This is a genomic window from Mycobacterium sp. NTMscope_Eco_3 (assembly GCF_976985685.1).
On sequence record NZ_CDRJYZ010000001.1, the window covers coordinates 3,479,686 to 3,502,543 of the forward strand.

The window sequence follows — 22,858 nt, forward strand, 5'->3', positions numbered from 1 at the left end:
GGAGTGGGAATCACGGCGCGACCGATCCGCGGTCGGTCGCACCCGGCGAGGTGCGCACCGTGTGCAACCGCTGCGCGCAGGTGACCAGGCTGGCCGCCGCCAACAGCCACATCGCCACCGGCAACGCGGGCGGCCACGCGACGAACGGAAAGTCCGAGATGCCGGCGCCGACCAGCACGATGATCAGCCGCTCGGGCCGTTCGATGATGCCGCCGTCGCCGCGCAGGCCGCTGGCCTCGGCCCGGGCCTTGATGTAGGAGATCACCTGCGAGGTGACCAGGCAGATCAGGGTGGCCGCCGCCAGCAGCTTGTCGTGCAGTCCGAAGGCGATCCACCACAGCAGCCCGCAGAACACCGCACCGTCGCTGACGCGGTCACAGGTGGCGTCCAGCACCGCGCCGAACCGGGTGCCGCCGCCCCTTTCCCGGGCCATCGCCCCGTCGAGCATGTCGAAGAGGACGAAGAACCAGACCACCAGCGTGCCGATGAACAGCTTGCCCATCGGGAAGAAGACCAGCGCCCCCGCCACGGCCACGACGGTGCCCAGGATCGTGACGGCGTCGGGAGTCAATCCCAACCGCAGGCACGCTTTTGCGGTCGGGGTGGTCAGCCGCGCGAACGCCGCCCGCGACAGGAACGGCACCTTACTCATCGGCGCCGCTCTCCCCCGCAAGCGGGAGGTGCCCCCGCCTCATCGCCACGCTCTGCATCGCCGCCACCGCGACTCATCGCTGTTTCGTCCACTCCGTCGCCAGCAGCTGACGAGTTTCTCGCAGCAACTGCGGGATCACCTTCGCCCCGCCGATGATGGTGATGAAGTTGGCGTCGCCGCCCCAGCGCGGCACGACGTGCACGTGCAGGTGCTCGGCCAGCGACCCGCCGGCCGAGGTCCCCAGGTTGAGGCCGACGTTGAAGCCGTGCGGCCGCGACACGTTCTTGATGACGCGAATCGCCTTCTGGATGAAGGACATCAGCTCCGCGCTTTCCGGATCGGTCAGATCCTCCAGCTCGGAGATGCGGCGGTAGGGCACCACCATCAGGTGCCCGGGGTTGTACGGGTAGAGGTTGAGCACGGCGTAGACGAGTTCGCCGCGCGCGACCACCAGCCCCTCTTCGTCGGTCAGGTGCGGGATGTCGGTGAACGGCTGCTCGGTTTTGCCGTTGTCGCGCTTCATCGGCGCCTCGGCCAGGTAGGTCATCCGGTACGGCGTCCACAACCGTTGCAGATGATCTTCCTCGCCGACGCCCCGGTCCAGGATGGCGTCGTCGGTCTTCGGCTCGGCCCGTTCGCGATCACTCACCGGCCGCCACCTTCACGAGTTCTGCGGTGGGAGCGGCATTCTCGCGATCGGCGATCCACTTCACGATGGCGTCGACGGCGCCGTCGCGGGGCACGCCGTTGATCTGCGTGCGGTCACCGAAGCGGAAGCTCACCGCGCCCGCCGCAACGTCGCGGTCACCGGCCAGCAGCATGAACGGCACCCGCTGGTTGGTGTGGTTGACGATCTTCTTGGCCATCCGGTCGTCGCTGCCGTCGACCTCGACCCGCACCCCGTGCGAACGCAGTTGCGCCGCAACATCGTTCAGGTAGTCGAGGTGGTCGTCGGCCACCGGGATGCCGACCGCCTGCACCGGCGCCAGCCACGCCGGGAAGACGCCGGCATAGTGCTCGGTGAGGATGCCGAAGAACCGCTCGATGGACCCGAACAGCGCCCGGTGGATCATCACCGGCCGCTGCCGGCTGCCGTCGGCGGCGGTGTACTCCAGCTCGAACCGCTCCGGGAAGTTGAAGTCCACCTGGATGGTCGACATCTGCCAACTACGCCCCAGGGCGTCGCGGGCCTGCACGGAGATCTTGGGGCCGTAGAACGCCGCGCCGCCCGGGTCGGGCACCAACTGCAGGCCGGATTCGGCCGCCACCTCGGCCAGCGCGTTGGTGGATTCCTCCCACATGGCATCGGAGCCGACGAACTTCTCCGGGTCCTTGGTGGACAGCTCGAGATAGAAGTCCTCCAGCCCGTAATCGCCGAGCAGTTCGAGGATGAACCGCAGCAGCGACGCCAGCTCGGCGTGCAGCTGCTCGCGGGTGCAGAAGATGTGCGCGTCGTCCATGGTGAAACCGCGCGCCCGGGTCAACCCGTGCACCACGCCGGACTTCTCGTAGCGGTAGACGGTGCCGAATTCGAAGAGCCGCAACGGAAGTTCGCGATAGGAGCGCCCACGCGACCGGAAGATCAGCGTGTGCATCGGGCAGTTCATCGGCTTCAGGTAATAGTCCTGGCCCGGCTTGCGCACGGTCCCGTCGTCGTCATATTCGGCGTCGAGATGCATCGGCGGGTACATGCCTTCGGCGTACCAGTCCAGATGGCCGGAGGTGTGGAACAGGTCCGCCTTGGTGATGTGCGGGGTGTTGACGAACTCGTAGCCGGCCGCGATGTGCTTGCGCCGCGAGTACTCTTCCAGCTCGCGACGCACGATGCCGCCCTTGGGATGGAAAACGGCCAAGCCGGAACCGATTTCGTCGGGGAAGCTGAACAGGTCGAGCTCGGTGCCCAGCTTGCGGTGATCGCGGCGCTGGGCCTCCTCGATCAGCGTCAGGTGGCGCTCGAGGGCGTCCTGCGACTCCCAGGCGGTGCCGTAGATGCGTTGCAGGCTGGCGTTGTTCTGGTCGCCGCGCCAGTAGGCGGCCGAGCTGCGGGTCAGCTTGAACGCGGGGATGTGTCTGGTGGTCGGGATGTGCGGGCCCCGGCACAGGTCACCCCAAACCCGTTCCCGCGTCCGGGGATTGAGGTTGTCGTAGGCCGTCAGCTCGTCGCCGCCGACTTCCATGACCGCGGGATCACCGGACTTGTCGTCGACGAGTTCGAGCTTGTAGGGCTCCCCCGCCAGCTCCGCGCGCGCCTGGTCCTTGGACTCGTAGACGCGGCGCTCGAACAGCTGGCCCTCTTTGACGATCTGGCGCATCCGCTTTTCCAGCGCCGCCAGATCCTCGGGCGTGAACGGTTCCGGCACGTCGAAGTCGTAGTAGAAGCCGTCGGTGATGGGCGGGCCGATGCCCAGCTTGGCTTGCGGGAACAGCTCCTGGACGGCCTGGGCCAACACGTGGGCGGCCGAATGCCGGATCACGCTGCGGCCGTCGTCGGTGTTGGCCGCCACCGGGATCACCTCGGCGTCGGCGGCGGGCACCCAGCTCAGGTCGCGCAGCTTCCCGTCGGCGTCGCGCACCACCACGATGCCGTCGGGCGCCCCGCGGCCCGGCAGCCCGGCCTCCCGCACCGCGGCGGCCGCGGTGGTCCCGGCAGGCACCCGGATCGGGGCTTGCGGGTCGCCGCCAACGGCTCCCGAGGCGGGGTGTGCGGGGACGGTCATTGTGGCGGTCTCCAAGGCTCGATGGGTCGACGACCATGCTATCGGGGCCGTTCGACGCCGAGCAGGGCCGTCGAGGCGCCGCCCCCAAGTCCGGCAAGATGGGCTCGATGGGGGCGCAGACTGCTTTGACGTTGCTGCTCGGCGCCGTCGTGGTCATCGTGCTGGTCAACTGGATCAGCGAGCGCACCGGCCTGCCCAGTGCGCCGCTGCTGGTTCTCGTCGGCATCGGCTATGCGCTGGTCCCGGGGCCGAACATCAGCCTCGAGCCCGAGGTCGTGATGACCTGCATTCTGCCGCCGCTGCTCTTCAACGCCGCGCTGGAATCGTCGCTGGTCGGCATCCGCCGCAATCTGCGCACCGTCATCAGCCTCTCGGTGGTCCTCGTCCTGCTGACCGCGACGTCGGTCGGCGTCGCGTTCGGGCTGCTCGTCAGTGGTGCGACGCTCGCGGTCGGCATGGTGCTGGGCGCCGCGGTGGCGCCGACCGATCCGGTGGCCGCGCTCGCCGTGGCCCGCAAGGAAGGCCTCCCGCTCAACATCGTCACCCTGATCGAGGGCGAGGGGCTGCTCAACGACGCGACCGCGCTGACCACACTGTCGGTGGCCATCACGGTCGCGCGCGGCGCGGCGTTCTCCGCGCCGTCGGCGATCCGGGAGTTCGCGCTGGCGGCTCTGGGCGGCCTGGCGGTGGGGCTGGTGTTCGCGTACCTCCGGCGGCTGCTTCGCCGGTGGCGACACGACGTGCTGACGGCCAACGCGATCTCGCTCGCCACGCCGTTCGTGACCTATCTGGTGGCCGAGGAGCTTTCCGCCTCGGGTGTCTTGGCGGTCGTGGTGTGTGGATTGATCGTCGGTCACGACTCGCCGCGGCTGGAGTCGGGGGCGAGCCGGTTGCAGACCCGCGCCGTGTGGCGGCTGGTCAACTTCCTGCTCGAGGGCCTGGTGTTCTTGCTGATCGGGCATCAGCTGCCGGCCATCCTCGACGATCTGGGCGGCTACGAGCTGTCGACGATCGTCGTGGCGGTCGCCGTCACCGTCGCGGTGGTGCTCGTGGTGCGGCCGCTGTGGTTGCTGCTCACCCAGTCGCTGCCGCGGCCGCTGCACACCCGGCTCGGCAACGTCTCGGGCTCCGCCGAAGCCGACGAACCCGACGGACCCGACGAATCCGACGGCGGCGGACCCGACGAATCCGACGGACCCGGCACCGGCCGTCGGCCGAACCGCCACTCCGAGCGCCTCAGCGGCCGCGAAGTCCTGGTGCTGAGCTGGGCCGGCACCCGCGGCGTGGTCAGCCTCGCGGCGATTTTCGCGGTTCCGTTCGTGACCGACAGCCACGCACCGTTTCCCGACCGGGACCTGCTGCTGTTCTGCACGCTGGTCGTCGTGCTGGTGACGCTGATCGGACAGGGCATCACGTTCGGCCCGCTGGTGCGCGCGCTGGGCCTGCGGGCGAACGCCGCCGACGAACTGCGGCTGCGCAACCGGGCCCGGGCCGCGGCCGTGCGGGCCGCGCTGGACCGGCTCGACGCGCTGGGCCAACAGGACGATGCGGACGTGGATCCTCGGGTGATCGACGGTGTGCGCCAACAGTTGTCGGCACGGCTCGAGCGATATCAGCATCGGCTCGATCTGTTGTCGGACGCCGGCGAGACCCCCGCCGCGCCCCGCTACGAGGCCGCGGTCGCCATCCGCCGGGTCGCCATCGACGCCCAGCGCGACGAGCTCGTGCGCTGGCGCGACGCGGGCATGCTGCCCGACCAGAGCCTTCGCGCGATCGAACGCGAACTCGATCACGAAGAGAGCACGCTGCCGATCATGCCGCGGGCGCGGCGGCGCAACGAAAGACCTTGATTCCCAAGGTGCTAAGTTGACGCCAGCCAGGCCAGCGCGGCGACCGTCAACGCCTGTGTGCCGGTGTCGAGGGTCGGCTGGATGACCGGGGCGAACCGCGGGGAATGGTTGACGGGAATGTCCTCGGCGACGCGGCCCGCCGCATCGGCGTTGCGATAGACGTCGGGATCGATTCCGCCTATGCCCCAATAGCTGTAGGGGGCGTTGAGCGCATTGGGGATGTCGCTGAAGTCCTCGCTCGCGGTCTGCGCCGCAAGCTCGCACGCCCGGTCGCCGAAAAAGCCGTCGAACGCGGCACGCACCCGTTCGGTGACCGTGGGATCGTTGTCGGTGGTCGGAAAGTGGTCCACCAGTTGGAATTCGGGCTCCTTCGGGGATCCGGATGCCTGGCATTCGGCGGTGACGATGCGCCGGATCGCGTCGAGCATTCTGGTGCGGGTCCGGTCGCTGTAGGTGCGCAGGTTCAGTTCCAGCAGCGCGCGGTCGCCGATCACATTGCTCTTGGCGCCGGCCTCGATCCTGCCGATCGTCAACACCGCGGCGTCGGTGGGCGCGACCTCCCGCGAAACGACGGCCTGCAACCGGATCACTATCATGGCGGCGAGCACGACGGGGTCGACGGCCGCCTGCGGCATCGACCCGTGCCCACCACGTCCGTAGACGGTGATCCGCATGCTGTCGGCGGTCGTCAGGACGGGTCCGGATCGCGTCGCCACCTTTCCGGCCGGTACCGGCAGGACATGCTGGGCCAGGGCGACGTCGACATGACCGACCAACTTCGCCAACCCGTCGTCGACCATGCGCCGCGCGCCGTCGCCGACTTCCTCGGCGGGTTGGAACAGCGCGATCACCGTGCCGCGCCAGTGCGCACGCGCCCCGGCGAGCAGCGAGGCCGCGCCGAGCAGACAGGTCACATGAACGTCGTGCCCGCAGGCGTGCATCACCGGCCGTTCGTGGCCGTCCGCATCGGTGGCGGTGACGGCGCTCGCGTACGGGAGACCGGTGTCCTCGGCCACCGGCAGCGCGTCCATGTCGGCGCGCAGCAGCACGGCGGGTCCGTCGCCGTTGCGTAGGATCCCGACGACGCCCGTTCCGCCGATGCCCTCGTGGACCTCATAGCCGAAGTCGCGCAGCCGTTGCGCCGCCGCTGCCGCGGTCTCGTGTTCTCGGTGCGACAGCTCCGGATGCCGGTGCAGATCGCGATACAGGTCCTCCTGCCAGCCACGGACGTCGTCCAGACCGGCGAGCACCGCCGATTCGCTGTTCATCGTTTCGGTCCTCCCTGTGTGCGGCGACGCTTCATGAAAAGCCTTGCGGGCAAACGACTCTCAGGGCTGTCCGGGTTTGAGCCGCACAAACAGCGCGTCGGCTTCGGTCAGCAGGCGCTCGCCGTCGGTCAACCGGCCCGACACGAAGATCTTGCGCCCCTCCACGCGGTCGACCCCCGCTTCGAACTGCAGTTCCTTCTCCACCGGGACGATGTGACGGTAGTCGATCTTCAGATAGGCGGTGCGCTGCCGCGGGTTGCCGGTGAGCACCGCGGCGCTCAACCCCAGAATGGAATCGAACAGCATCCCCAGCGCGCCGCCGTGCACGGCGCCGTTGCGCCCGAGATGGAACCGGGCGAAGCGGGCCTCGCCATGGACGCGGCCGTCGTCGCCCTTGCGGGCCTGCATCGGGATCGTCAGGATGTTGCCGCGCATCGGCAGGTCCATCCGGCGGCCCGATGGGGAGGCCCACTCGTCGGCGTCGTACGGCGCCAACAATGCCGACACCTTCTCCAGCAGGTCGGCCGCCTCGGTGATCACCTCGTCGGGGGCGTCGGCGGCGCGGGCGTGATCCTGCAACGTGCGCACGGCGTCGATGAACCTGCCGTAGTCGGGCCCACCCTTGGTGGTGGGTTCGGGCGGGTTGAATCCCCCGCCGGGGTGTCGCAGATGTTCGGCCACCACCACACCGTATTGCCCGCCGGGCGCGCGCATCCGCGTGGTGGCTAGCCGGTCTGCTGGGCGCCGGCGGCCGACAAGGTTTCGAACTCGTCGTCGGACAACGTGATCTCGGCGGCGGCGACGTTCTCCTCCAGGTGCGCCACCTTCGACGTCCCCGGAATCGGCAGCATCACCGGTGACCGCTTCAGCAACCACGCCAGCGCCAACTGTGACGGCGTCGCGTCGTGCTCGGCGGCGATGCGCTGCAGCGGCCCGTCGGGGGCGGCCAGCGGCCCGGCGGCCAGCGGGAACCACGGGATGAAACCGATGCCCTGTTCGGTCACCGCGTCCAGCAGCGGCTCGGCGTCGCGGGCCGACAGGTTGTACATGTTCTGCACCGAGACGATTTCGGTGATTTTCTGAGCCGCACCGAGCTGGTCGACGTTGATCTCGGACAGGCCGATGTGGCGGATCTTGCCCTCGTTCTTCAGGGTCAGCAGCTCGCCGACCTGATCCTCGAGCGGGAAGTTCTTGTCGATGCGGTGCAGCTGGAACAGGTCGATGGTCTCCACGCCCAGCCGACGCAGGCTCAGCTCGCATTCCTGACGCAGATAACTGGGATTGCCCAACGGGATCCAGATGTCCGGGCCGGTGCGCAGCAGCCCCGCCTTGGTCGCGATCACCAGGCCGTCATAGGGATGCAGCGCCTCGTGGATGATCTCCTCGGAGAAGTACGGGCCGTAGGAGTCGGCGGTGTCGATGAAGTTCACCCCGAGCTCGACGGCGCGGCGCACGACCCGGACGCATTCGTCGCGGTCGTCGGGCGGGCCCCACACGCCCTTCGCGGTCAGACGCATCGCCCCGAAGCCGAGTCGGTTGATGGTCAGATCTCCACCGAGGGTGAATGTTCCGGACGCCCCGGCAACGGTTTTCGATTTTTGTGCGGTCACTTCTCCGACCGTACTCGCCGAACGCCGTCCCGCACCTGGGCGTGGCAAGCTGAACACGTGGACCTACGAGCGCTCGAGGAACTCCCGCTGACCTATCCGGAAGTGGGTGCGACGGCGGGCGGCGAGCTGCCCGCGGGATACGACCATCAACACGCCGCGCGCCAAATCGGCACGGGCCGGCAGCGTTTCGAGCAGGCCGCCGACGCCGTCATGCGCTGGGGCATGCAGACCGGCTCGGGGCTGCGCGTGCAGGCCAGCTCCGAGGTCGCCGTCGTCGACGCGGTGGTCGTGGTGCGGATGGGTTTCCTGCCCGCGCCCTGCCGCGTCGTGTACGTCGTCGACGAACCCGACATCCGCGGCTTCGGCTACGGCACCCTGCCGGGCCACCCGGAGTCCGGCGAGGAACGTTTCGTGGTGCGTCACGACCCGATCACCTCCGCGGTCTACGCGGAGGTGTCGGCGTTCTCCCGCCCCGCGACCTGGTGGAGCAAGGCCGGCGGGCCCGTGGTGCGGGTGACCCAGCGCCTCATCGCCAAGCGCTACCTGCGGGCGGTGTGACGGCTACCGGGCCGTGACGCCGCCCCCGACGCTGCCGCTGTGCACGCCCTGCGCCAGGCGGGCCAGCGCGACGGCGCCGACGAACAACCCGAAGTCGCGCAGCGCGACGTCGTAGAAGCCGGGCCCGGTGACCAGGTCGATGATGATCCCGGCCAGCCAGGCCGCGACCACCCAGGCACCCACGCGTGGGGCCACCGCCACCACCACGCCGGCCACGATCTCGATGATCCCGACGAGGTACATGCACTGATCGGCCGTTCCGGGTACCAGGTCGTCGATCCAGCCGGCCAGATACATGCTCCAGTGATGCGGGTCGGTCAGCAGGTTGAAGAACTTGTCCAACCCGAACACGATCGGCGCGATCGTGAACACGGTGCGTAGCGCGAGGTAGGCCGAGTACGCCGGGTCCCGCAACTGCTCGGCGAGCGTCGGGGTCGTCGCGCCGACGTGTCTGGTGCTCATGGTGCCTCCATTTCTAACGAATAATATTTTGAACGGTAGAACCGGCAGACTGTACCGTCAAGCATTTTGTCTGTTAGAAATGGCGAGGGAACCGCTGATCGGCGGCGCTGGCCCCGGACGGCCCGGACGCCCACCTCTGCCCGGGGCGGGACCGATGCGTCGTGCCGGCGCCGGGGCGTGGATAGCCCGCGGCTATGCCCGGTCTATGGCCCCCAGCCGGACAGCAACTTCGCCGCGCCCGTGCACATCTCGTCGATGACCTCGGCCACCGAGGCGTCGTCGCGGATCATCCCGACGCCCTGACCGGCGTCCACGGGCGCGATCCGGCAGTCCCCGGCGGCGATCGCCTTGGCCAGCTCCTCGCAGGCGCCCGGGTCCAGCGCTTCCTCGTGGCCCGTCCAGTGCTCGACGAAGTCGTTGGCCAGCACCCGCGACGGGAATCGCGCCGGCCAGGGCAACCCCTTGGCGACGTCGAAGACCCGGGTGACGGCGGTGTCGGTTTCGCTGGCGGCGACCAGGGCCCGTCGGCCGGCGTCGCCGGTCAGCGCCTCCGGGCAGGCCGACAGGCGGGTGCCCACCCACGCACCGCTGGCGCCGGCGGCCAGCACGGCGGCCAGGCTGCGCGCCGAGGCGACGCCGCCGCCGGCCAGCACCGGCACCGTGACGGCGTCGAGGACGGCGTCCAGCAGCGGCAGCAGGCCCAGCTTGACCTCGCCGTGCCCGCCGCCCTCGGAGCCGCGAGCGACCAGGACGTCGACGCCGGCGTCGACCGCCTTCCGCGCCCCGTCGCTGTCGTAAACCTGTGTGACGGTGGGGATTCCGGCGTCATGCGCCTTGGCGACCCAGGACCAGTCGGTTCCGAAACTGACCGACAACAGGGCGGGCCGCGCGGCGAGCGCATCCTCGAGTAGCCCGGCCTCGTTGCGCATCACCCAGTCGACCAGGCCGATGCCGAACCGGCCGTCGACGTGCTGTAACTGCTCGGCCAGCAGCTCGCGGGTCGCGACACTGCCCATGCCGACCATGCCCAGACCACCGGCCGCGGTGACCGCCGCGGCCAGCCGGCCGCCGGCGACCCCGCCCATCGGGGCGTTGACGATGGGTGCCCGCAGACCGAAGCTCGCTGCCCAGGGCGTCGAGAGCATCGGCGGCTAGTGCGCCGAGGGGATGGTCTTCAGCACGGTCAGCAGGACCACCGAGTCCTCGATCGCGTGCAGGGCATGGCGTTCGGGCGGAATCGCCAGGTATCCGCCGGCCTTGCCCTCCCAGGCGTCGCCGCCGGTGGTCAGGCGCACGTGGCCGTGCAGCACCTGCAGCGTGGCCTCGCCGGGGCTGTCGTGTTCGGAGAGGTCGTGGTCGGCCAGCAGGGCGAGCACGGTTTGCCGAAGCTCGTGGTTGTGTCCGCCGTGGATGGTGTGCGCGGCCCGCCCGCTGTGCGACTGTTTGGCCTCGGCGAGCTTTTCGGACGCGAGGTCGGTCAACGAAATGGAATCCATCGTGAGTCCTTCGTAGTTGCAAGGCCTTTCACCAACGGCCTTGGGGGTTGGTGGTTAACCGCTCAGTAGCAGTATCCCCGCCGCGATCAGGGCGGCCACCTTGACCGCCTCCAGCGCGACGTAGCCGTAGTGGGCACGGGAGCGCGGTCCGTCCGATCCGGCCAGCACCCGGTCGGAACGACGGGTCAATGCGGGCCGCACGACGACCAGCTGGACCGCCAACGCGGCGACGGCGACGGCGATCGCCGCGATGACGCCCCCCGGGGTGGGGCCCGCGATCACGATCGCCCCGATGACGAGCGCGAAGGCCACCTCGACGGTGTTGAACGCGCGGAAGACCAGCCGGCCGATGCTGAGCCCGATCTGCAACGTCACGTTGGGCGCCCGGAACTTCAGCGGGGCTTCCAGGAACGAGATGGCCAGCACCATGCCGAGCCAGACGAAGGTGAGCGCGACGGCGATCGCCGTTCCGGTGCTCATTTGGCCGCCCCCTGCAGCGTCAGGTGAGCCAGGCACAGATCCGGCTCGACGAACGAGTCGAGCCGGTCCACCGAGACCGGCGCCCCCCACGTCTCGACCGCTCCCTGCATGAGGCCGAGGTGCACCGGACACACGACACTCGACCGGTTTTCGGCCAATTCCAGAAACGGGCAGTGCCGCAGTCCGACCTGTTGCTCTCCGTCGACCACCCGGCGCTCGGGCGCGAAGCCGAGTTCGTCGAGCACCTCGATCAGACGGGCGATGACCTCTTCGGTGGTGGCGGGGGCGTCGGCCGGCGCATGCAGCTCGGCGTCGACCTTCCGCCCCCAGGCGCGGCCCGCGGCGAGGGCCTTGGGCCCGGGATCACGCTCGGTGGCGAAGGCCATGGTCAGGATCTCGGCCAGCAGCCGGTAATGCCGCGTGCCGCCGCGATCCATCTGCCGGACCGCGCGGAACATCAGCGGTGGGCGCCCCGGTCCTTTGCGGTCCAGCTCGACGTGTTCGACCTGCCCGTCGGTGACCAGGCTGTCGAGGTGGAAGCGGACGGTGTTGGGGTGCACCCCGAGTTCGTCGGCGATCCCGGCGATGCTCATCGGTTGCGGCGAGGCGCGGAGCAGCCGCATCACCGCGCGCCGCCGGCCGGCCGACTCGCCCGGGACCGAGCCCTGGAGCTCCTGGAGTTTCTCGACCTGCCGGGCCTTCTGGGGCTTCTGCGTCTTCTGGGTCTTCACCGGATCCCTCACACTGCTCGTCCTTCATGCCCCGTCCGAATGAACGGTACTGGGCTGACCCGCCACCAGCGGTGTGTCAACGCCGAGCGGGCCGACCCTGGCCGCCCCGCCCGGGGACCCCAGGGGTTCGTCGCGGCCCGGCAACGTCTCAGCGAAGAATGCTTCGTTATCGGCGAGGTGCGGCTTGAGGTCCTCAGGCAGGTCATCTTCGTAGTAAATCGCCTCCACCGGACAAACCGGCTCGCACGCACCGCAGTCGACACACTCGTCTGGATGAATGTAGAGCGCCCGGCCGCCCTCGTAAATGCAATCCACGGGACATTCGTCGACGCACGCGCGATCCATCACATCGATGCATGGCTTCCCGATCACGTAGGTCATGGGCTAGAGTTTACACAACATATCTTGTAATAATTAGCTTTGAGCTCGGAGAACAGTGAAAGCCACCGCTAAGCTCGTCGACACCCCACCCCCGGTGCGCCATGGACACCTCGAGCTGGTCCCGGAGTCACCGCAAAGCGCTGCCCCACAGGAGATCTGATGCCAGGACAACGAGCAGGTTCCGAACTCCCGCTGCCGGCATCGCGCCGTGATGACAGCGCGGTCGCCGGCCACTGGCTGCTGGCGCGGCTCGGCAAGCGCGTGTTGCGCCCCGGCGGGGTCGAGCTGACCCGCACCCTGCTGTCCCGCGCGGAGCTGAACGGCGCCGACGTCGTCGAGCTGGCGCCGGGCCTGGGCCGTACCGCCACCGAGATCGTCGCCCGCGGGCCACGGTCCTACGTCGGCGCCGAGGGCGACCCGGACGCGGCCAACATGGTCCGCGGCGTGCTTTCCGATCTCGGTGCACAAAATGCCGCCGTGCGGGTGGCGGACGCGGCCGAGACCGGATTGCCGGACGCCAGCAGCGATGTCGTCATCGGAGAGGCGATGCTGACCATGCAGGGCGACGCGGCCAAGCACGCCATCGTCGCCGAGGCCGCCCGCGTGCTGCGCCCGGGGGGCCGCTACGCGATCCACGAACTCGCCCTCACCCCGGACACGGTGTCGGAGGAGATCAGCACCGACATCCGGCAGGCGCTCGCGCGTTCGATCAAGGTGAACGCGCGCCCGTTGACGATTGCCGAGTGGTCGAAGCTGCTCGCCGAGCACGGACTGGTGGTCGACAACGTCACCACCGCCCCGATGGCCCTGCTGCAGCCCCGCAGGCTGGTCTCCGACGAGGGTCTTGTCGGGGCGCTGCGCTTCGCCAGGAACGTGCTTTTGCACCCCGATGCCCGCAAGCGGGTGCTGGCGATGCGCCGCACGTTCCGCAAGCATCGCAAGCAACTGGCCGCCGTCGCGATCGTCGCCCACAAGCCGGCGGCATCGGCCACCGGCTAGCGCCCCGCAGGGCTTGAGGACGGCCTCCCTCGTTCGCCGTTGCGCCGCTTCTGACAGCGGGTTCCGACTTTGGGCCCGTTCCGCAATCTCTGCGTGACGGTTTAGTGACGCCCTCTGACGTAACTTGGCTGCGGCAGTGTGGGGAGAACGAAGGAGCTTGCCGGCTATGGGTGCTAGCCCGCCGTCGCTGACGGATTCCGACCTCGACGCGTTGGCGTCGGATTTCCTGCAGTCGCATTACCTCGGCTCCATCTACGCCGATTGGTCGCCGGATCGGCGGCTCGACATGTTCCTGAGGCGACGTGGCCTCGCCAGGGTGGCCAACGACGGCGACCTGTCCCACAACGTCTTGCAACGCATCATGTCCCGGGCGGGCCGTGCCTCATTGGCGCGGCATTGATCGGCCTGCTCTTCTGCTGCAGAACCAGGTAGGCGACGGCGATGAACAAAAACCGCGAAAAAGTTCGAGTTTTGACGGCCGAAATGACAACCCACGCATTGGTACAGACGTACTATTGCGGCCTAGAGCCAGACGTGCCGCCTGGGATGGATGAGTCGTTGAGGCTAGCGGGGAGGGGACGATGAATTCACCGAAATGGATGGTTCATTGGCCACAGCGCAGGCCGACGGCCACGATCTACCAGTTGACCGACCGGCTGCACCGCGGGCATGTCGCCCGGGTGCCCGCTCATCAGATCACGGCGACCGTGTCGGCGTGGCTGGCCGACCTGGGTGCCGACAGCCCGCTGGTCGACGAACTCGAGCGCGCCGTGTGCGGCGGCGACTGGGCCGCGGCGCACGCCCTGGGCGAGTGCCTGTCCATCGAGATCGCGGTGGCCGACTGAAAATCGCCCGTCAGCGCTGAGCGAGTACCCGCGCGGCGCGGCCCAGGCTGTCGTCGACCAGCCGGTCGACGGCGCCGAAGTAGGTCGGTGACGGCGCTCGACCCGCCAGCTCGGCGACCGCTTGCTGCTCGCCCAAAACATCTGCAGCATCAAGGTTTTCGGACATGCGCTGGGTATGGACGGCCAGTCCGCTCAGTAGCTCGGCGGTTTGGGATCCCGCGACGACGGCGCGCCGGGCCAGGGTGCGCAGGGTGTCCCATTCGGCGTGCCAGGCCCCGTCGGGACGCTCGTCGTTGGCCAGCGCCGCGGCGGTGTGCAGGGTCGCGGCCAGCGGTGGCGCGGCCAGGGCGGCGCGGCGGATCAGGATGGACAGCACGGGGTTTCGCTTGTGCGGCATGGACGACGAGCCGCCCCGGCCGTCGGCTACCGGCTCGCTGAGTTCGCCGATCTCCGGGCGGGCCAGCGTGACGACGTCGGAGGCGATGCGGCCCCAGCAGTCGGTGCAGCCGACGAAAGCGTCGGCGGCCGCGGTGATCGGCGCGCGGGCCGTGTGCCAGGGCGGCCGCGGCTGCAGGCCCAACGCGGTTGCCGTGTCCGCGGCGAGGCCGGCCGACACCCCGGCCGGGTCGAGGGTGCCGGTGAGCAACGCCGCCAGCTCCGTGGTGGCGGCCAAGGTCCCTGCCGCGCCGCCGATCTGGACGGGCGTGGTCAGCGTGGCGACCCGTTCGACGGCGTCGACGACCCCGTTCAGCCAGCCGGCGGCCTTGGCGCCGAAGGTGGTGGGCGCGGCGTGCTGGGTGAGGGTGCGGGCCACCATCGGCGTGGCCCGGTGCCGGGCGACGAGTTCGGACAGCGCGGAGATCTGCTCTCTCAGCTGCGTGATCAGCTCGTCGGCGGCGGCGCGCGTGGCCAGCATCAGGCTGGTGTCCAGGACGTCCTGGCTGGTGAGTCCGCGGTGGATCCACGGCGCGACGGCGGGCTCGGCGCGTTGGCGCAGCAGCGTCACCAGGGGAATGACCGGGTTGCCGCCGTCCTCGGCGGTAACGGCGAGTGTCGCACAATCGTTGTGCGTGACCAGGTTCCACAGGTCCGCGGCGGCGCAGTCGGCGGGCGCCAGACCGGCGCCCGCGAGGGCGCTCAGCCACGCGGATTCCACGGCGACCATCGAGCCCAGCAGGGCCTCGTCGGTCATGTGCTCGCCGGCTCGATGGTCCCCGGGCCACAGCAGGTTGGTCATCGCGTGTCCGCCCGGTACTCCAGGAACACCGTCTCGGCCGGGCCCTGCAGGTGGATGTCGAAACGGTATGTGGCGCCGTCGTTTTCGGCGGCGCAGAGCAACGTGGCCAGGCGCTCGGCGGAGACGGCCGCGAGCAGCGGATCGGCGTCCGGGTCGGCGCCGGGTAGGTAGGCGCGGGTGAACAGCCGGTTCAGCAGCCCGCGCGCGAACACGGTGAGCGCGAAGAACGGCGGCCGCCCGTCGATCACCGAACCGGGGGTCAGGGTGGTGAACGCGTAACGTCCGGCGCCGTCGGTCGCGCACCGGCCCCAGCCGGTGAACGACACCGGTGCCCCATGGTCGCGGTGCAGCGAACCGGACTGCCGCGCAATGCGTCCCGCGCTGTCGGGCTGCCAGAGTTCGACCAACGCGTCGGGGACCACGGCGCCGCCGCCGTCGTACACCGTGCCGTGCAGCCGGATGGCCTGCGGATGGGCGTGGTCGACCAGCTCGCTGTCACCGGGGTACGGCAATCCCAGGTCGAGGAACGGACCGACCGTTTGCCCTGGCGTGCACGCTGTTTCAGTCATGCGCACCCGCGGTGGGGGTGGGCGCGCCGCCGGCCAGGACGATGTCCCACCGGTACCCGGTCGCGTACTCGGGCTCGGTGAGGTCGTGGTCGTAGCGGGCGATCAGTCGTTGCCGTGCGGCCGGATCGAGGATCGACTGGAAGATCGGATCCAGCTCGAACATGGGGTCGCCGGGAAAGTACATCTGGGTGACCAGGCGCTGGGTGAAAGCGGTTCCGAAGACGGAGAAGTGGATGTGCGCCGGGCGCCAGGCGTTGTGGTGGTTGCGCCACGGGTACGGGCCGGGCTTGATGGTCAGGAACCGATACGAGCCGTCCGGCCCGGTCAGGCAGCGGCCCGCGCCGGTGAAGTTCGGGTCGAGCGGGGCCGGGTGCTGGTCACGCTGGTGGCGGTAGCGCCCGCCGGCATTGGCTTGCCAGATCTCGACCAGCTGACCCGCCACCGGCAGGCCGCCGTCGTCGAGGACGCGTCCGCTCACCACGACGCGCTCCCCGAGCGGCTCCCCCGGATGCCCGGCCGTCAGGTCCGCGTCGAGCGGGTCGACGTCCTGAGGGCCGAAGCACGGCGCCCAAAGCTCCACCCCTTCGGGATCGACGGCGACCAGGGGTTGCTTCGGATGGCGCAGCGTCGTGCTGCGGTACGGCGGGTAGTCGAGCCGCGGCTGCCCGTGCGACCCCCCGGCGGCGCCCGGGTATTGCGCTGCGATGCGGGCGATCTCCGCCGTGATGTCGGCCTGAGAAGCGACACACCCGGCGTCCATGAGCCGTGACGCTACTCTCGATGGTCCCCTACAGGGTGCGGATCAACGCCGCGCGGCCCTTGGTCCGCAGGCGGTGCACGGCGGAGCCGCGGTATTGCTCGATGGTGGCGGCCATCTTGTTGCCCAACTCCTCGAGCTCCGCATCGGTGATCTTCACCTGCGGAGGAGCCGGGATCATGTCCCGTTCCTCTTCGTCCGCGTGCGCCTCCAGGACCGTCTTGAATGAATTCCACTCGTCCTCATAGCCCGGGGCGCTCTGCGGCGTCTTGAGCAGCACGGAGAGCTGGTCGACCACCTGGCGGTGTTCGGCGTGCGCGACGGCGATCAGCTTGGTGGCCGCGCGCAGCGCCGGGTAGTACAGGTCGTCCTCGATCCGGAAGTGGATGTCGAGCTCGATCAGCATGTCGTCGAAAAGGGCATGGCGCTCTTCGGAATTCAGCGGCGCCTCGCTGACCTTGCGGCCGAGACCCTTGAGCACGATGTGGTGTTCCTTGAGAACCTCGTAGGCGTTCAATTGGCTCCTCCTTTAGCGATTCCGACCGCGCCGCCGGGAGCGGGCTGCTGCTCGCCGCGGACTTCGACCACTCCGTCGACCAACCTGGCCTCGTAGCACGGCAGCGGCGCTGCCGCCGGACCGCGCACCACGTCGCCCGACTCGGCCGCGAACCATGAGCCGTGCCAGGGGCATACCAACCGGCCACGGTCCATCCAGCCGTCGGCCATCGGGGCGGCCAGGTGGGGACAGAATTCTCCGTACGCCGCGACTTCACCGGGCTTGGTCTGACAGACCACCAGGCCCACCCCGTCGACCTCGACGCGCACCGGCTTGCCGTTCAACGAGCTCGCGGGCAGGACCGGCGTCCAGGTGGAGGTGCGCAGCCGCGGACCAGACTGGTCGATGCCGATGCCGGAGTCGAAGACCAGCGCCCCGCCGAGGTAGCTGCCGGCGACGGTGATGCCGTAGCCCAGCGCGGTGAGCAGGATGCCTCGCCCGTGGCGCCCCTTGCGCCGGTCCCACCACGACTGCATGTACAGCGCGGTGGCGGCCACGTTCAACAGGCCGTGCACCGCGCCGACCCGGCGGTCCTCCTCGTGGGTGTGCTGCCAGTCGGTGACGCCGGTGACGGCCGAGCCCAGGCTCGCCAGGATGCCGACCCCGAGGGCGCGGGAGGCGAATCGCGAGGCGTCGACGACCTCGGAGGCGGGCTGGCCCGGCAGCACGCTGAGCGCGTCCAGCGCCACCGTCGTGCCGAGCGCGCCACTGGTCAGCGACGCCAGCGGCGGGTGCACCGGGTGCCCGAGCCACACTCCGTTGAGCGCGTTGGTGACGGTGTTGCGGGCGCCGCCCAGCCCGTTGTAGGCGAAGCTGAGCAGGTGTTCGAACCGATAGCTCGGTCGATCCATCCACTCCTGGCGCCCGATAACGGCCAGAACCTTCGATCCAACCCGCTGCAATCGACCCCCTCGTGGCCGACCCACCATGGCGCCCCGCCTTTCCTCAAATCAGTGAAAAACAACGGTTAATAACCGCAAAACCGAACGATTACCCGGAGTTTACTCCGCGCTCACATACGTCGAACGGCTGCCGTGACCCACCGTAGCCGGGGGTTTCCGGCTTGTAATTGTGTGCAACCTGTGAATCGGCCCCAAGGATTCTGGTGGCCACCCGCCGACCCGATCGCCCCGGCGATTGACCGGCGTCGAAGACTGCGGGATTCTACTGAGCGGAGAGTATTTCTTGAGAACAGAGGATCTTGATGAGGGACCACAGCGACGAATTGGTCGGGGTCTTCGACAACGTGCGCCGCGGGATGATCCCCGCGCACATCTACAACGACAAAGAACTGTTCGCGCTGGAGAAGGAACGGCTGTTCGGCCGGGCGTGGACGTTCGTGGGACACGAGTCCGAAATCCCGCACGACGGCGACTACGTGGTGCGCCGGGTCCTCGACGACTCGTTCATCATCACGCGCGATTCGGACGGCACCGTGCGGGCCCTGTTCAATATGTGCCTGCACCGCGGAATGCAGGTCTGTCGCGCGGAGATGGGAAACGCCTCCAACTTCCGCTGCCCCTACCACGGCTGGACCTACCGCAACAACGGCCGCCTCACCGGGCTGCCGTTCCACCGGGAGGCCTACGGTGGTGACGAGGGGTTCGCCAAGGACCAAGCCCTGTTGCCCGCACCGAATTTCGCGAGCTACAACGGCCTGCTGTTCATCAGCCTCGACGCGTTCGCCGAACCGCTGGAAGACTTCCTGGGCGACTTCAGGTTCTACCTGGACTACTACACCAAACAAAGCGCCGGCGGCGTCGAGGTGCGGGGGCCACAGCGCTGGCGGATCAAGGCGAACTGGAAGATCGGCGCGGAGAACTTCGCCGGCGACATGTACCACACCCCGCACACCCACGCGTCGATCGTCGACATCGGCCTGTTCCGCGAGCCGAAAGCCCAGAAGCGCAAGGACGGCGCCACCTATTGGGCGCACCGCGGCGGAGGAACCACCTACAAATTGCCGCCCGGCAGCTTCGAGGAGCGGATGCGCTACGTCGGCTACCCCACCGAGATGATCGACCGGATCAAAGACGTGTGGACACCGCAACAGCAGCGGGTCGTCGGCGAGGACGGGTTCATGATCTCGGCCGCGACCTGCTTTCCGAACCTCAGCTTCGTACACAACTGGCCCAAGGTGCGCGATCGCGATGACGAGGTGCTGCCGTTCATCTCCATCCGGTTATGGCAGCCCATCAGCGAGAACGAGACCGAAGTGTGTTCGTGGTTCGCCGTGGACTCCGCCGCTCCCCCGCAGTACAAACAGGATTCGTACAAGGCGTACCTGATGTGCTTCGGGTCGACGGGCATGTTCGAGCAGGACGATGTGGAGAACTGGGTCTCGCTGACCACCACCGCGGGTGGCTCGATGGCGCGGCGGCTGCTGCTGAACAGCCGGATGGGCCTGCTCGCCGACGACCGCCCCGTCGTCGAGGCGTTGCCGCCCAGCGCCTTTCACGGCCCCGGACGCGCGCAGGTCGGCTACAACGAACACAACCAGCGCGCGTGGGTGACCATGTGGGCCGACTACCTGCAGAAGGCCGGCGCATGAGAAAACCGTTGCCCTTCAACGACCCTCGGCACCTCGAGGCGCACCAGTTCCTGGTGGACGAGGCGTACCTGCTCGACGCCCAGCGGTATGAGGCGTGGCTGGACACGCTGACCGACGACGTCCGCTACACCATGCCGGTGCGGGTCACGACCGCGCGCGGCGCCGGGTTCGACACCAGCCCCGGCATGGCGCACTTCGACGAGGACAAGTACTCGCTGAGCCAGCGGGTCGCGCGGATGGGCACCGAGCACGTGTGGGCCGAGGACCCGCCGTCACGGCTGCGGCACTTCATCACCAACGTGCGCACTTTCGCGTGCGACGACCCCGACGACCTCGTCGTCGAATCGGCCGAGTTGTTGTTTCGCAGCCGCGGCGACGTCAACGACGGCGCCCTGCTGTCCTGCGGGCGCGAGGACGTGCTGCGCCGGTGTGGCGATCGCTGGAAGCTGGCGCGCCGCACCATCCTCGCCGACGAGTCGGTACTACGGATGCAGAACCTGGCGGTGTTCCTATGAGCGACGAACCCATCACGATCGCCAACGAGTTCACCGAGGTCGTGGTGCGCCGGGTCGACACCCGCAACGGGTCACGCCTGCAGATCAGCGCCCCCAGATCCGGGCAGTCGATCACCCTCGACGCGCTCGAGGTGGAGGCCTTGACCTGGCAGAATCCCCGTACGCTGGCTGCCATGGTCGGCAATTCCTACGCGCCGTTGCTACCCGACGACCCCGAGGAGCGCGATGACGGGCTGGCTTGAGGGCAAGCGCGCCCTGGTCGTCGGCGCCGGTTCGGGGATCGGCCGCGCCGTGGTGGACGCGTTCCGCGACGAGGGCGCGAAAGTCGCCGCGCTGGAACGTGATCGGGAAAAGTGCGCGGCGCTGCGCGCGCAGCTGCCCGACGTGCCGGTGGTCGAGGGCGACGCCACCACGTACGAGGCCAACGAACGGGCTGTCACCGCCGCGGTGGATGCCTTCGGCGGCCTGGACACGCTGGTCAACTGCGTCGGAATCTTCGACTTCTACAAGGGCATCGGCGACATCGAGCCCGACGACCTGCCCGGCGCGTTCGACGAAATGTTTCGCACCAACGTGCTGAGCCATGCGCAGTCGGTCAAGGCGGCGATCCCGGCGCTGCAACGGGCCGGCGGTTCGGGCGGGTCCTCGATCGTGCTGACCGAGTCCGCCTCGTCGTTCTATCCGGGGCGCGGCGGCGCGCTCTACGTCTCCTCGAAATTCGCGGTGCGCGGGTTGGTCTCGGCGCTGGCCCACGAGCTGGCGCCGCGGATCCGGGTCAACGGGGTGGCGCCCGGCGGCACACTGAACACCGACCTGCGCGGCCTCGCCAGCCTGGGGCTGGGCGACACCCGCCTGGACGACAGCCCCGGCCGGGCCCGCGAGGTGGCGGCGCGCACTCCCCTGCACGTCGCGCTCACCGGCGAAGACCACGCGTCCAGCTTTGTGTTCCTGGCGTCCGACCGTTCCCGCGGGATCACCGGCGAAACCGTGCGCCCCGACGGCGGATTCGGGCTGGGCGCGCCGCGATGACGGACCTGGACCAGCAGCGCGCCGCGATAGCGCAGGCCTGCCGCGTCGCGGCCGCCCGCGGCCTGGTCGACGGCATCCTCGGCCACCTGAGCCTGCGGGTCGACGACGACCGCCTGCTGGTGCGCTGCCGCAGCGACACCGACACCGGCGTGGCGTTCACCCGGCCCGGCGACATCCGGCTCGTCCGATTCGACGGGACCGCTGGCGCCCCAGGCGAACTCGACGGGTACCGGGTGCCCAACGAACTGCCCATCCACGTCGAAACGATGCTGGCCCATCCGGAGCACGCGGCCGTCGCGCACCTGCACCCGCCGGCGGTGGTCGCCGCCGACCTGGCTGGTATCACGATCCGGCCGATCTACGGCGCCTTCGACATTCCCGGCGCCTGGCTGGCGCGCGGGGGTGTCCCCGTCTACGAACGCGCCGTGCTGATCCGGGATTCGCGCCTGGGCAAGGAAATGGTGGCGGCCATGCGCGGTGCGCCCGTGGTGATCTGCCGCGGGCACGGCATCACCAGCGCCGCCGCCACGGTGCCGCAGGCGGTGCTGCAGGCGATCAGCGTCGACGCGCTGGCCCGGATGTCGTTGCGGGTGCGCGCGGCCGGCGGCACGCTGCGCGACATCGACGACGCGGACTGGGACGACCTGCCGGATCTGGGGCCCGCGTTCACCGCCGAGGCGGCCTGGCGCCACGAAGTGGCGCGGCTCGCGGATCACTAGCCGAGCTGCTCGCCAATCTCCTTGGCGGCGTTGACAAGTGCGGCGGCCACCGCGGGGTATCGGGAGGCGTCCAGCCGGTTTTGTGGTGCGGCGGCGTTGAGCGCGAGCCGCAGGCCGGGCGCCCGCGTCGGGATGGGCACGGCGACCGACGCGACGCCCTCCTCGCTTTCTTCCCGGTTGGTGGCGTAGCCGCGTTCGCGGATACCGGACAGCTCGGCTTCCAGCTCGGCACGGCTGCCGATGGAATGGGGGGTGATGCGCTCGAGCCGCTCGCGCGGCAGCAGCGCACGCAATTCCGGTGCCGACAACTGCGCCAGCATCACCTTGCCCGTCGAGGTGCAGTGCGCGGGCATGGCGCGGCCCAGCCGCGACGCCACCCGCACCGCAGCCGGCCCCTCGACGGCGGCGACGAAGCGGACGCTGGCGCCGTCCAGCATTCCGACGTGCACCGTTTCGCGCAGCTGTTCGCTGAGGCCGCGCATGATGGGTGCGGCGGATCGCGCGATGTCGATGCGTCCGAAGATCGCGAACGCCACCCCGGTCAACGACGGCCCGGGCAGGTACGCCTTGGACACCGGGTCCTGCCGGACGAACCCGCGGTAGGCCAGCATCGCCAGCAGGCGGTGCGCCGTCGATGACGCCACGCCGAGATAGCGGGTGGCCTCGCTCAACCGGATCTGGGGTTGTTCGCCCAACAGCAAGAGCAGCTTGAGCGCGTTGTCGACCGACTCGATCGGATACTGCGGCGCAAGCGAATCGGCGGGCGCCGCCGCGGCGGCGGCATCCCCCGCGGCGCGCTCACGCTTTTTCTGCATGGCATGACGGTACCCCCGGCGGGGTGGGGATTGCCGCACTCGCAGCGGTCGCAACGCCAAG

28 protein-coding genes are annotated in these 22,858 nt (G+C 69.4%); 10 read left to right on the forward strand and 18 right to left on the reverse strand.

The window, feature by feature from the left end; genetic code table 11:
- Positions 1-10: 10 nt before the first annotated feature.
- The 3 genes from pgsA to thrS form a co-directional block, all read right to left on the reverse strand.
- Positions 11-652, reverse strand: a complete 642-nt coding sequence (gene pgsA, locus AC0KTM_RS15715) for a phosphatidylinositol phosphate synthase (protein ID WP_225329498.1) — start codon at positions 650-652, stop codon at positions 11-13.
- Between the two features lie 73 nt (positions 653-725).
- Positions 726-1,301 (reverse strand): ATP adenylyltransferase, encoded by a 576-nt coding sequence (locus AC0KTM_RS15720; protein WP_225329497.1) that lies wholly within the window; start codon positions 1,299-1,301, stop codon positions 726-728.
- Positions 1,294-3,369, reverse strand: a complete 2,076-nt coding sequence (thrS, locus tag AC0KTM_RS15725; RefSeq protein ID WP_225329496.1) for a threonine--tRNA ligase — start codon at positions 3,367-3,369, stop codon at positions 1,294-1,296. The genes AC0KTM_RS15720 and thrS overlap by 8 nt, the downstream gene beginning before the upstream one ends.
- A gap of 98 nt (positions 3,370-3,467) precedes the next feature.
- On the opposite strand from thrS, the gene AC0KTM_RS15730 reads away from it, so the two are divergent.
- Positions 3,468-5,219 (forward strand): cation:proton antiporter, encoded by a 1,752-nt coding sequence (locus AC0KTM_RS15730; protein ID WP_225329503.1) that lies wholly within the window; start codon positions 3,468-3,470, stop codon positions 5,217-5,219.
- Between the two features lie 11 nt (positions 5,220-5,230).
- On the opposite strand, the gene AC0KTM_RS15735 is transcribed toward AC0KTM_RS15730, so the two are convergent.
- Genes AC0KTM_RS15735 through AC0KTM_RS15745 form a run of 3 tightly spaced genes read right to left on the reverse strand, consistent with a single transcriptional unit; the run spans position 5,231 to position 8,097 of the window.
- Positions 5,231-6,487, reverse strand: a complete 1,257-nt coding sequence (locus AC0KTM_RS15735; protein WP_225329495.1) for an amidohydrolase — start codon at positions 6,485-6,487, stop codon at positions 5,231-5,233.
- 60 nt (positions 6,488-6,547) lie between these two features.
- Positions 6,548-7,201 carry a PaaI family thioesterase gene (locus AC0KTM_RS15740; RefSeq protein WP_255642143.1) on the reverse strand — a complete coding sequence of 218 codons (654 nt, stop codon included), beginning with the start codon at positions 7,199-7,201 and terminating at the stop codon, positions 6,548-6,550.
- An 11-nt stretch (positions 7,202-7,212) separates the two neighbouring features.
- On the reverse strand, positions 7,213-8,097 hold the full coding sequence (locus AC0KTM_RS15745; protein WP_472416078.1) for an aldo/keto reductase: 885 nt from the start codon (positions 8,095-8,097) through the stop codon (positions 7,213-7,215).
- 57 nt (positions 8,098-8,154) lie between these two features.
- Between AC0KTM_RS15745 and AC0KTM_RS15750 the strand changes: the two genes are divergently transcribed.
- Complete coding sequence (locus AC0KTM_RS15750; RefSeq protein WP_225329492.1) at positions 8,155-8,655, forward strand: DUF1990 family protein; 501 nt, start codon at positions 8,155-8,157, stop codon at positions 8,653-8,655.
- 3 nt (positions 8,656-8,658) lie between these two features.
- Here the strand turns inward: AC0KTM_RS15750 and AC0KTM_RS15755 are convergent, their stop codons facing one another.
- The 6 genes from AC0KTM_RS15755 to fdxA form a co-directional block, all read right to left on the reverse strand.
- A complete protein-coding gene (locus AC0KTM_RS15755; RefSeq protein ID WP_238956331.1) occupies positions 8,659-9,117 on the reverse strand; it encodes an Rv2617c family stress response/phage resistance protein in 459 nt (152 codons plus the stop codon).
- Between the two features lie 203 nt (positions 9,118-9,320).
- Complete coding sequence (locus tag AC0KTM_RS15760; RefSeq protein WP_238956332.1) at positions 9,321-10,262, reverse strand: NAD(P)H-dependent flavin oxidoreductase; 942 nt, start codon at positions 10,260-10,262, stop codon at positions 9,321-9,323.
- 6 nt (positions 10,263-10,268) lie between these two features.
- Positions 10,269-10,613: a cupin domain-containing protein gene (locus AC0KTM_RS15765; RefSeq protein ID WP_225329489.1), complete on the reverse strand. Its 345-nt coding sequence runs from the start codon at positions 10,611-10,613 to the stop codon at positions 10,269-10,271.
- A gap of 54 nt (positions 10,614-10,667) precedes the next feature.
- Positions 10,668-11,093 carry a hypothetical protein gene (locus AC0KTM_RS15770; RefSeq protein ID WP_472416080.1) on the reverse strand — a complete coding sequence of 142 codons (426 nt, stop codon included), beginning with the start codon at positions 11,091-11,093 and terminating at the stop codon, positions 10,668-10,670.
- Positions 11,090-11,716: a helix-turn-helix transcriptional regulator gene (locus tag AC0KTM_RS15775; RefSeq protein WP_225329502.1), complete on the reverse strand. Its 627-nt coding sequence runs from the start codon at positions 11,714-11,716 to the stop codon at positions 11,090-11,092. The genes AC0KTM_RS15770 and AC0KTM_RS15775 overlap by 4 nt, the downstream gene beginning before the upstream one ends.
- A 132-nt stretch (positions 11,717-11,848) precedes the next feature.
- Positions 11,849-12,205: a ferredoxin gene (gene fdxA, locus AC0KTM_RS15780; RefSeq protein ID WP_472416082.1), complete on the reverse strand. Its 357-nt coding sequence runs from the start codon at positions 12,203-12,205 to the stop codon at positions 11,849-11,851.
- 159 nt (positions 12,206-12,364) lie between these two features.
- Between fdxA and AC0KTM_RS15785 the strand changes: the two genes are divergently transcribed.
- The 3 genes from AC0KTM_RS15785 to AC0KTM_RS15795 all read left to right on the forward strand — a co-directional run bounded on the left by AC0KTM_RS15785 (position 12,365) and on the right by AC0KTM_RS15795 (position 14,049).
- On the forward strand, positions 12,365-13,204 hold the full coding sequence (locus tag AC0KTM_RS15785; RefSeq protein WP_472416084.1) for a class I SAM-dependent methyltransferase: 840 nt from the start codon (positions 12,365-12,367) through the stop codon (positions 13,202-13,204).
- Positions 13,205-13,391: 187 nt separating this feature from the next.
- Positions 13,392-13,604 (forward strand): hypothetical protein, encoded by a 213-nt coding sequence (locus tag AC0KTM_RS15790; RefSeq protein WP_179960355.1) that lies wholly within the window; start codon positions 13,392-13,394, stop codon positions 13,602-13,604.
- A 181-nt stretch (positions 13,605-13,785) separates the two neighbouring features.
- On the forward strand, positions 13,786-14,049 hold the full coding sequence (locus AC0KTM_RS15795) for a hypothetical protein (protein ID WP_225329485.1): 264 nt from the start codon (positions 13,786-13,788) through the stop codon (positions 14,047-14,049).
- Between the two features lie 10 nt (positions 14,050-14,059).
- On the opposite strand, the gene AC0KTM_RS15800 is transcribed toward AC0KTM_RS15795, so the two are convergent.
- Genes AC0KTM_RS15800 through AC0KTM_RS15820 form a run of 5 tightly spaced genes read right to left on the reverse strand, consistent with a single transcriptional unit; the run spans position 14,060 to position 18,097 of the window.
- On the reverse strand, positions 14,060-15,286 hold the full coding sequence (locus AC0KTM_RS15800) for a lyase family protein (protein WP_238956334.1): 1,227 nt from the start codon (positions 15,284-15,286) through the stop codon (positions 14,060-14,062).
- Positions 15,283-15,855 (reverse strand): protocatechuate 3,4-dioxygenase subunit alpha, encoded by a 573-nt coding sequence (pcaG, locus tag AC0KTM_RS15805; RefSeq protein ID WP_238956335.1) that lies wholly within the window; start codon positions 15,853-15,855, stop codon positions 15,283-15,285. The genes AC0KTM_RS15800 and pcaG overlap by 4 nt, the downstream gene beginning before the upstream one ends.
- Complete coding sequence (pcaH, locus tag AC0KTM_RS15810) at positions 15,848-16,615, reverse strand: protocatechuate 3,4-dioxygenase subunit beta (RefSeq protein WP_225329482.1); 768 nt, start codon at positions 16,613-16,615, stop codon at positions 15,848-15,850. The genes pcaG and pcaH overlap by 8 nt, the downstream gene beginning before the upstream one ends.
- Positions 16,616-16,643: 28 nt before the next feature.
- On the reverse strand, positions 16,644-17,129 hold the full coding sequence (locus AC0KTM_RS15815) for a hemerythrin domain-containing protein (RefSeq protein WP_472416086.1): 486 nt from the start codon (positions 17,127-17,129) through the stop codon (positions 16,644-16,646).
- A complete protein-coding gene (locus AC0KTM_RS15820) occupies positions 17,126-18,097 on the reverse strand; it encodes a Rieske (2Fe-2S) protein (RefSeq protein ID WP_225329480.1) in 972 nt (323 codons plus the stop codon). Before AC0KTM_RS15820 ends, AC0KTM_RS15815 begins: the two co-directional genes overlap by 4 nt.
- A gap of 275 nt (positions 18,098-18,372) precedes the next feature.
- On the opposite strand from AC0KTM_RS15820, the gene AC0KTM_RS15825 reads away from it, so the two are divergent.
- Genes AC0KTM_RS15825 through phtC form a run of 5 tightly spaced genes read left to right on the forward strand, consistent with a single transcriptional unit; the run spans position 18,373 to position 21,982 of the window.
- Positions 18,373-19,719, forward strand: coding sequence for an aromatic ring-hydroxylating dioxygenase subunit alpha (locus AC0KTM_RS15825; protein WP_472416088.1), 1,347 nt, complete (start codon positions 18,373-18,375; stop codon positions 19,717-19,719).
- Complete coding sequence (locus AC0KTM_RS15830; RefSeq protein WP_225329478.1) at positions 19,716-20,234, forward strand: 3-phenylpropionate/cinnamic acid dioxygenase subunit beta; 519 nt, start codon at positions 19,716-19,718, stop codon at positions 20,232-20,234. The genes AC0KTM_RS15825 and AC0KTM_RS15830 overlap by 4 nt, the downstream gene beginning before the upstream one ends.
- Positions 20,231-20,476, forward strand: a complete 246-nt coding sequence (locus AC0KTM_RS15835) for a dihydrodiol dehydrogenase (protein WP_225329477.1) — start codon at positions 20,231-20,233, stop codon at positions 20,474-20,476. The genes AC0KTM_RS15830 and AC0KTM_RS15835 overlap by 4 nt, the downstream gene beginning before the upstream one ends.
- Positions 20,460-21,263: a 3-(cis-5,6-dihydroxycyclohexa-1,3-dien-1-yl)propanoate dehydrogenase gene (gene hcaB, locus AC0KTM_RS15840; protein ID WP_225329476.1), complete on the forward strand. Its 804-nt coding sequence runs from the start codon at positions 20,460-20,462 to the stop codon at positions 21,261-21,263. The genes AC0KTM_RS15835 and hcaB overlap by 17 nt, the downstream gene beginning before the upstream one ends.
- Positions 21,260-21,982: a 3,4-dihydroxyphthalate decarboxylase gene (gene phtC, locus AC0KTM_RS15845; protein ID WP_225329475.1), complete on the forward strand. Its 723-nt coding sequence runs from the start codon at positions 21,260-21,262 to the stop codon at positions 21,980-21,982. The genes hcaB and phtC overlap by 4 nt, the downstream gene beginning before the upstream one ends.
- Here phtC and AC0KTM_RS15850 read toward each other — a convergent pair.
- The gene (locus AC0KTM_RS15850; RefSeq protein ID WP_472416091.1) at positions 21,979-22,797 is read right to left on the reverse strand and encodes an IclR family transcriptional regulator; all 819 of its coding nucleotides are present in this window, start codon (positions 22,795-22,797) and stop codon (positions 21,979-21,981) included. The two genes, phtC and AC0KTM_RS15850, sit on opposite strands and share 4 nt — an antisense overlap.
- Between the last annotated feature and the right edge of the window lie 61 nt (positions 22,798-22,858).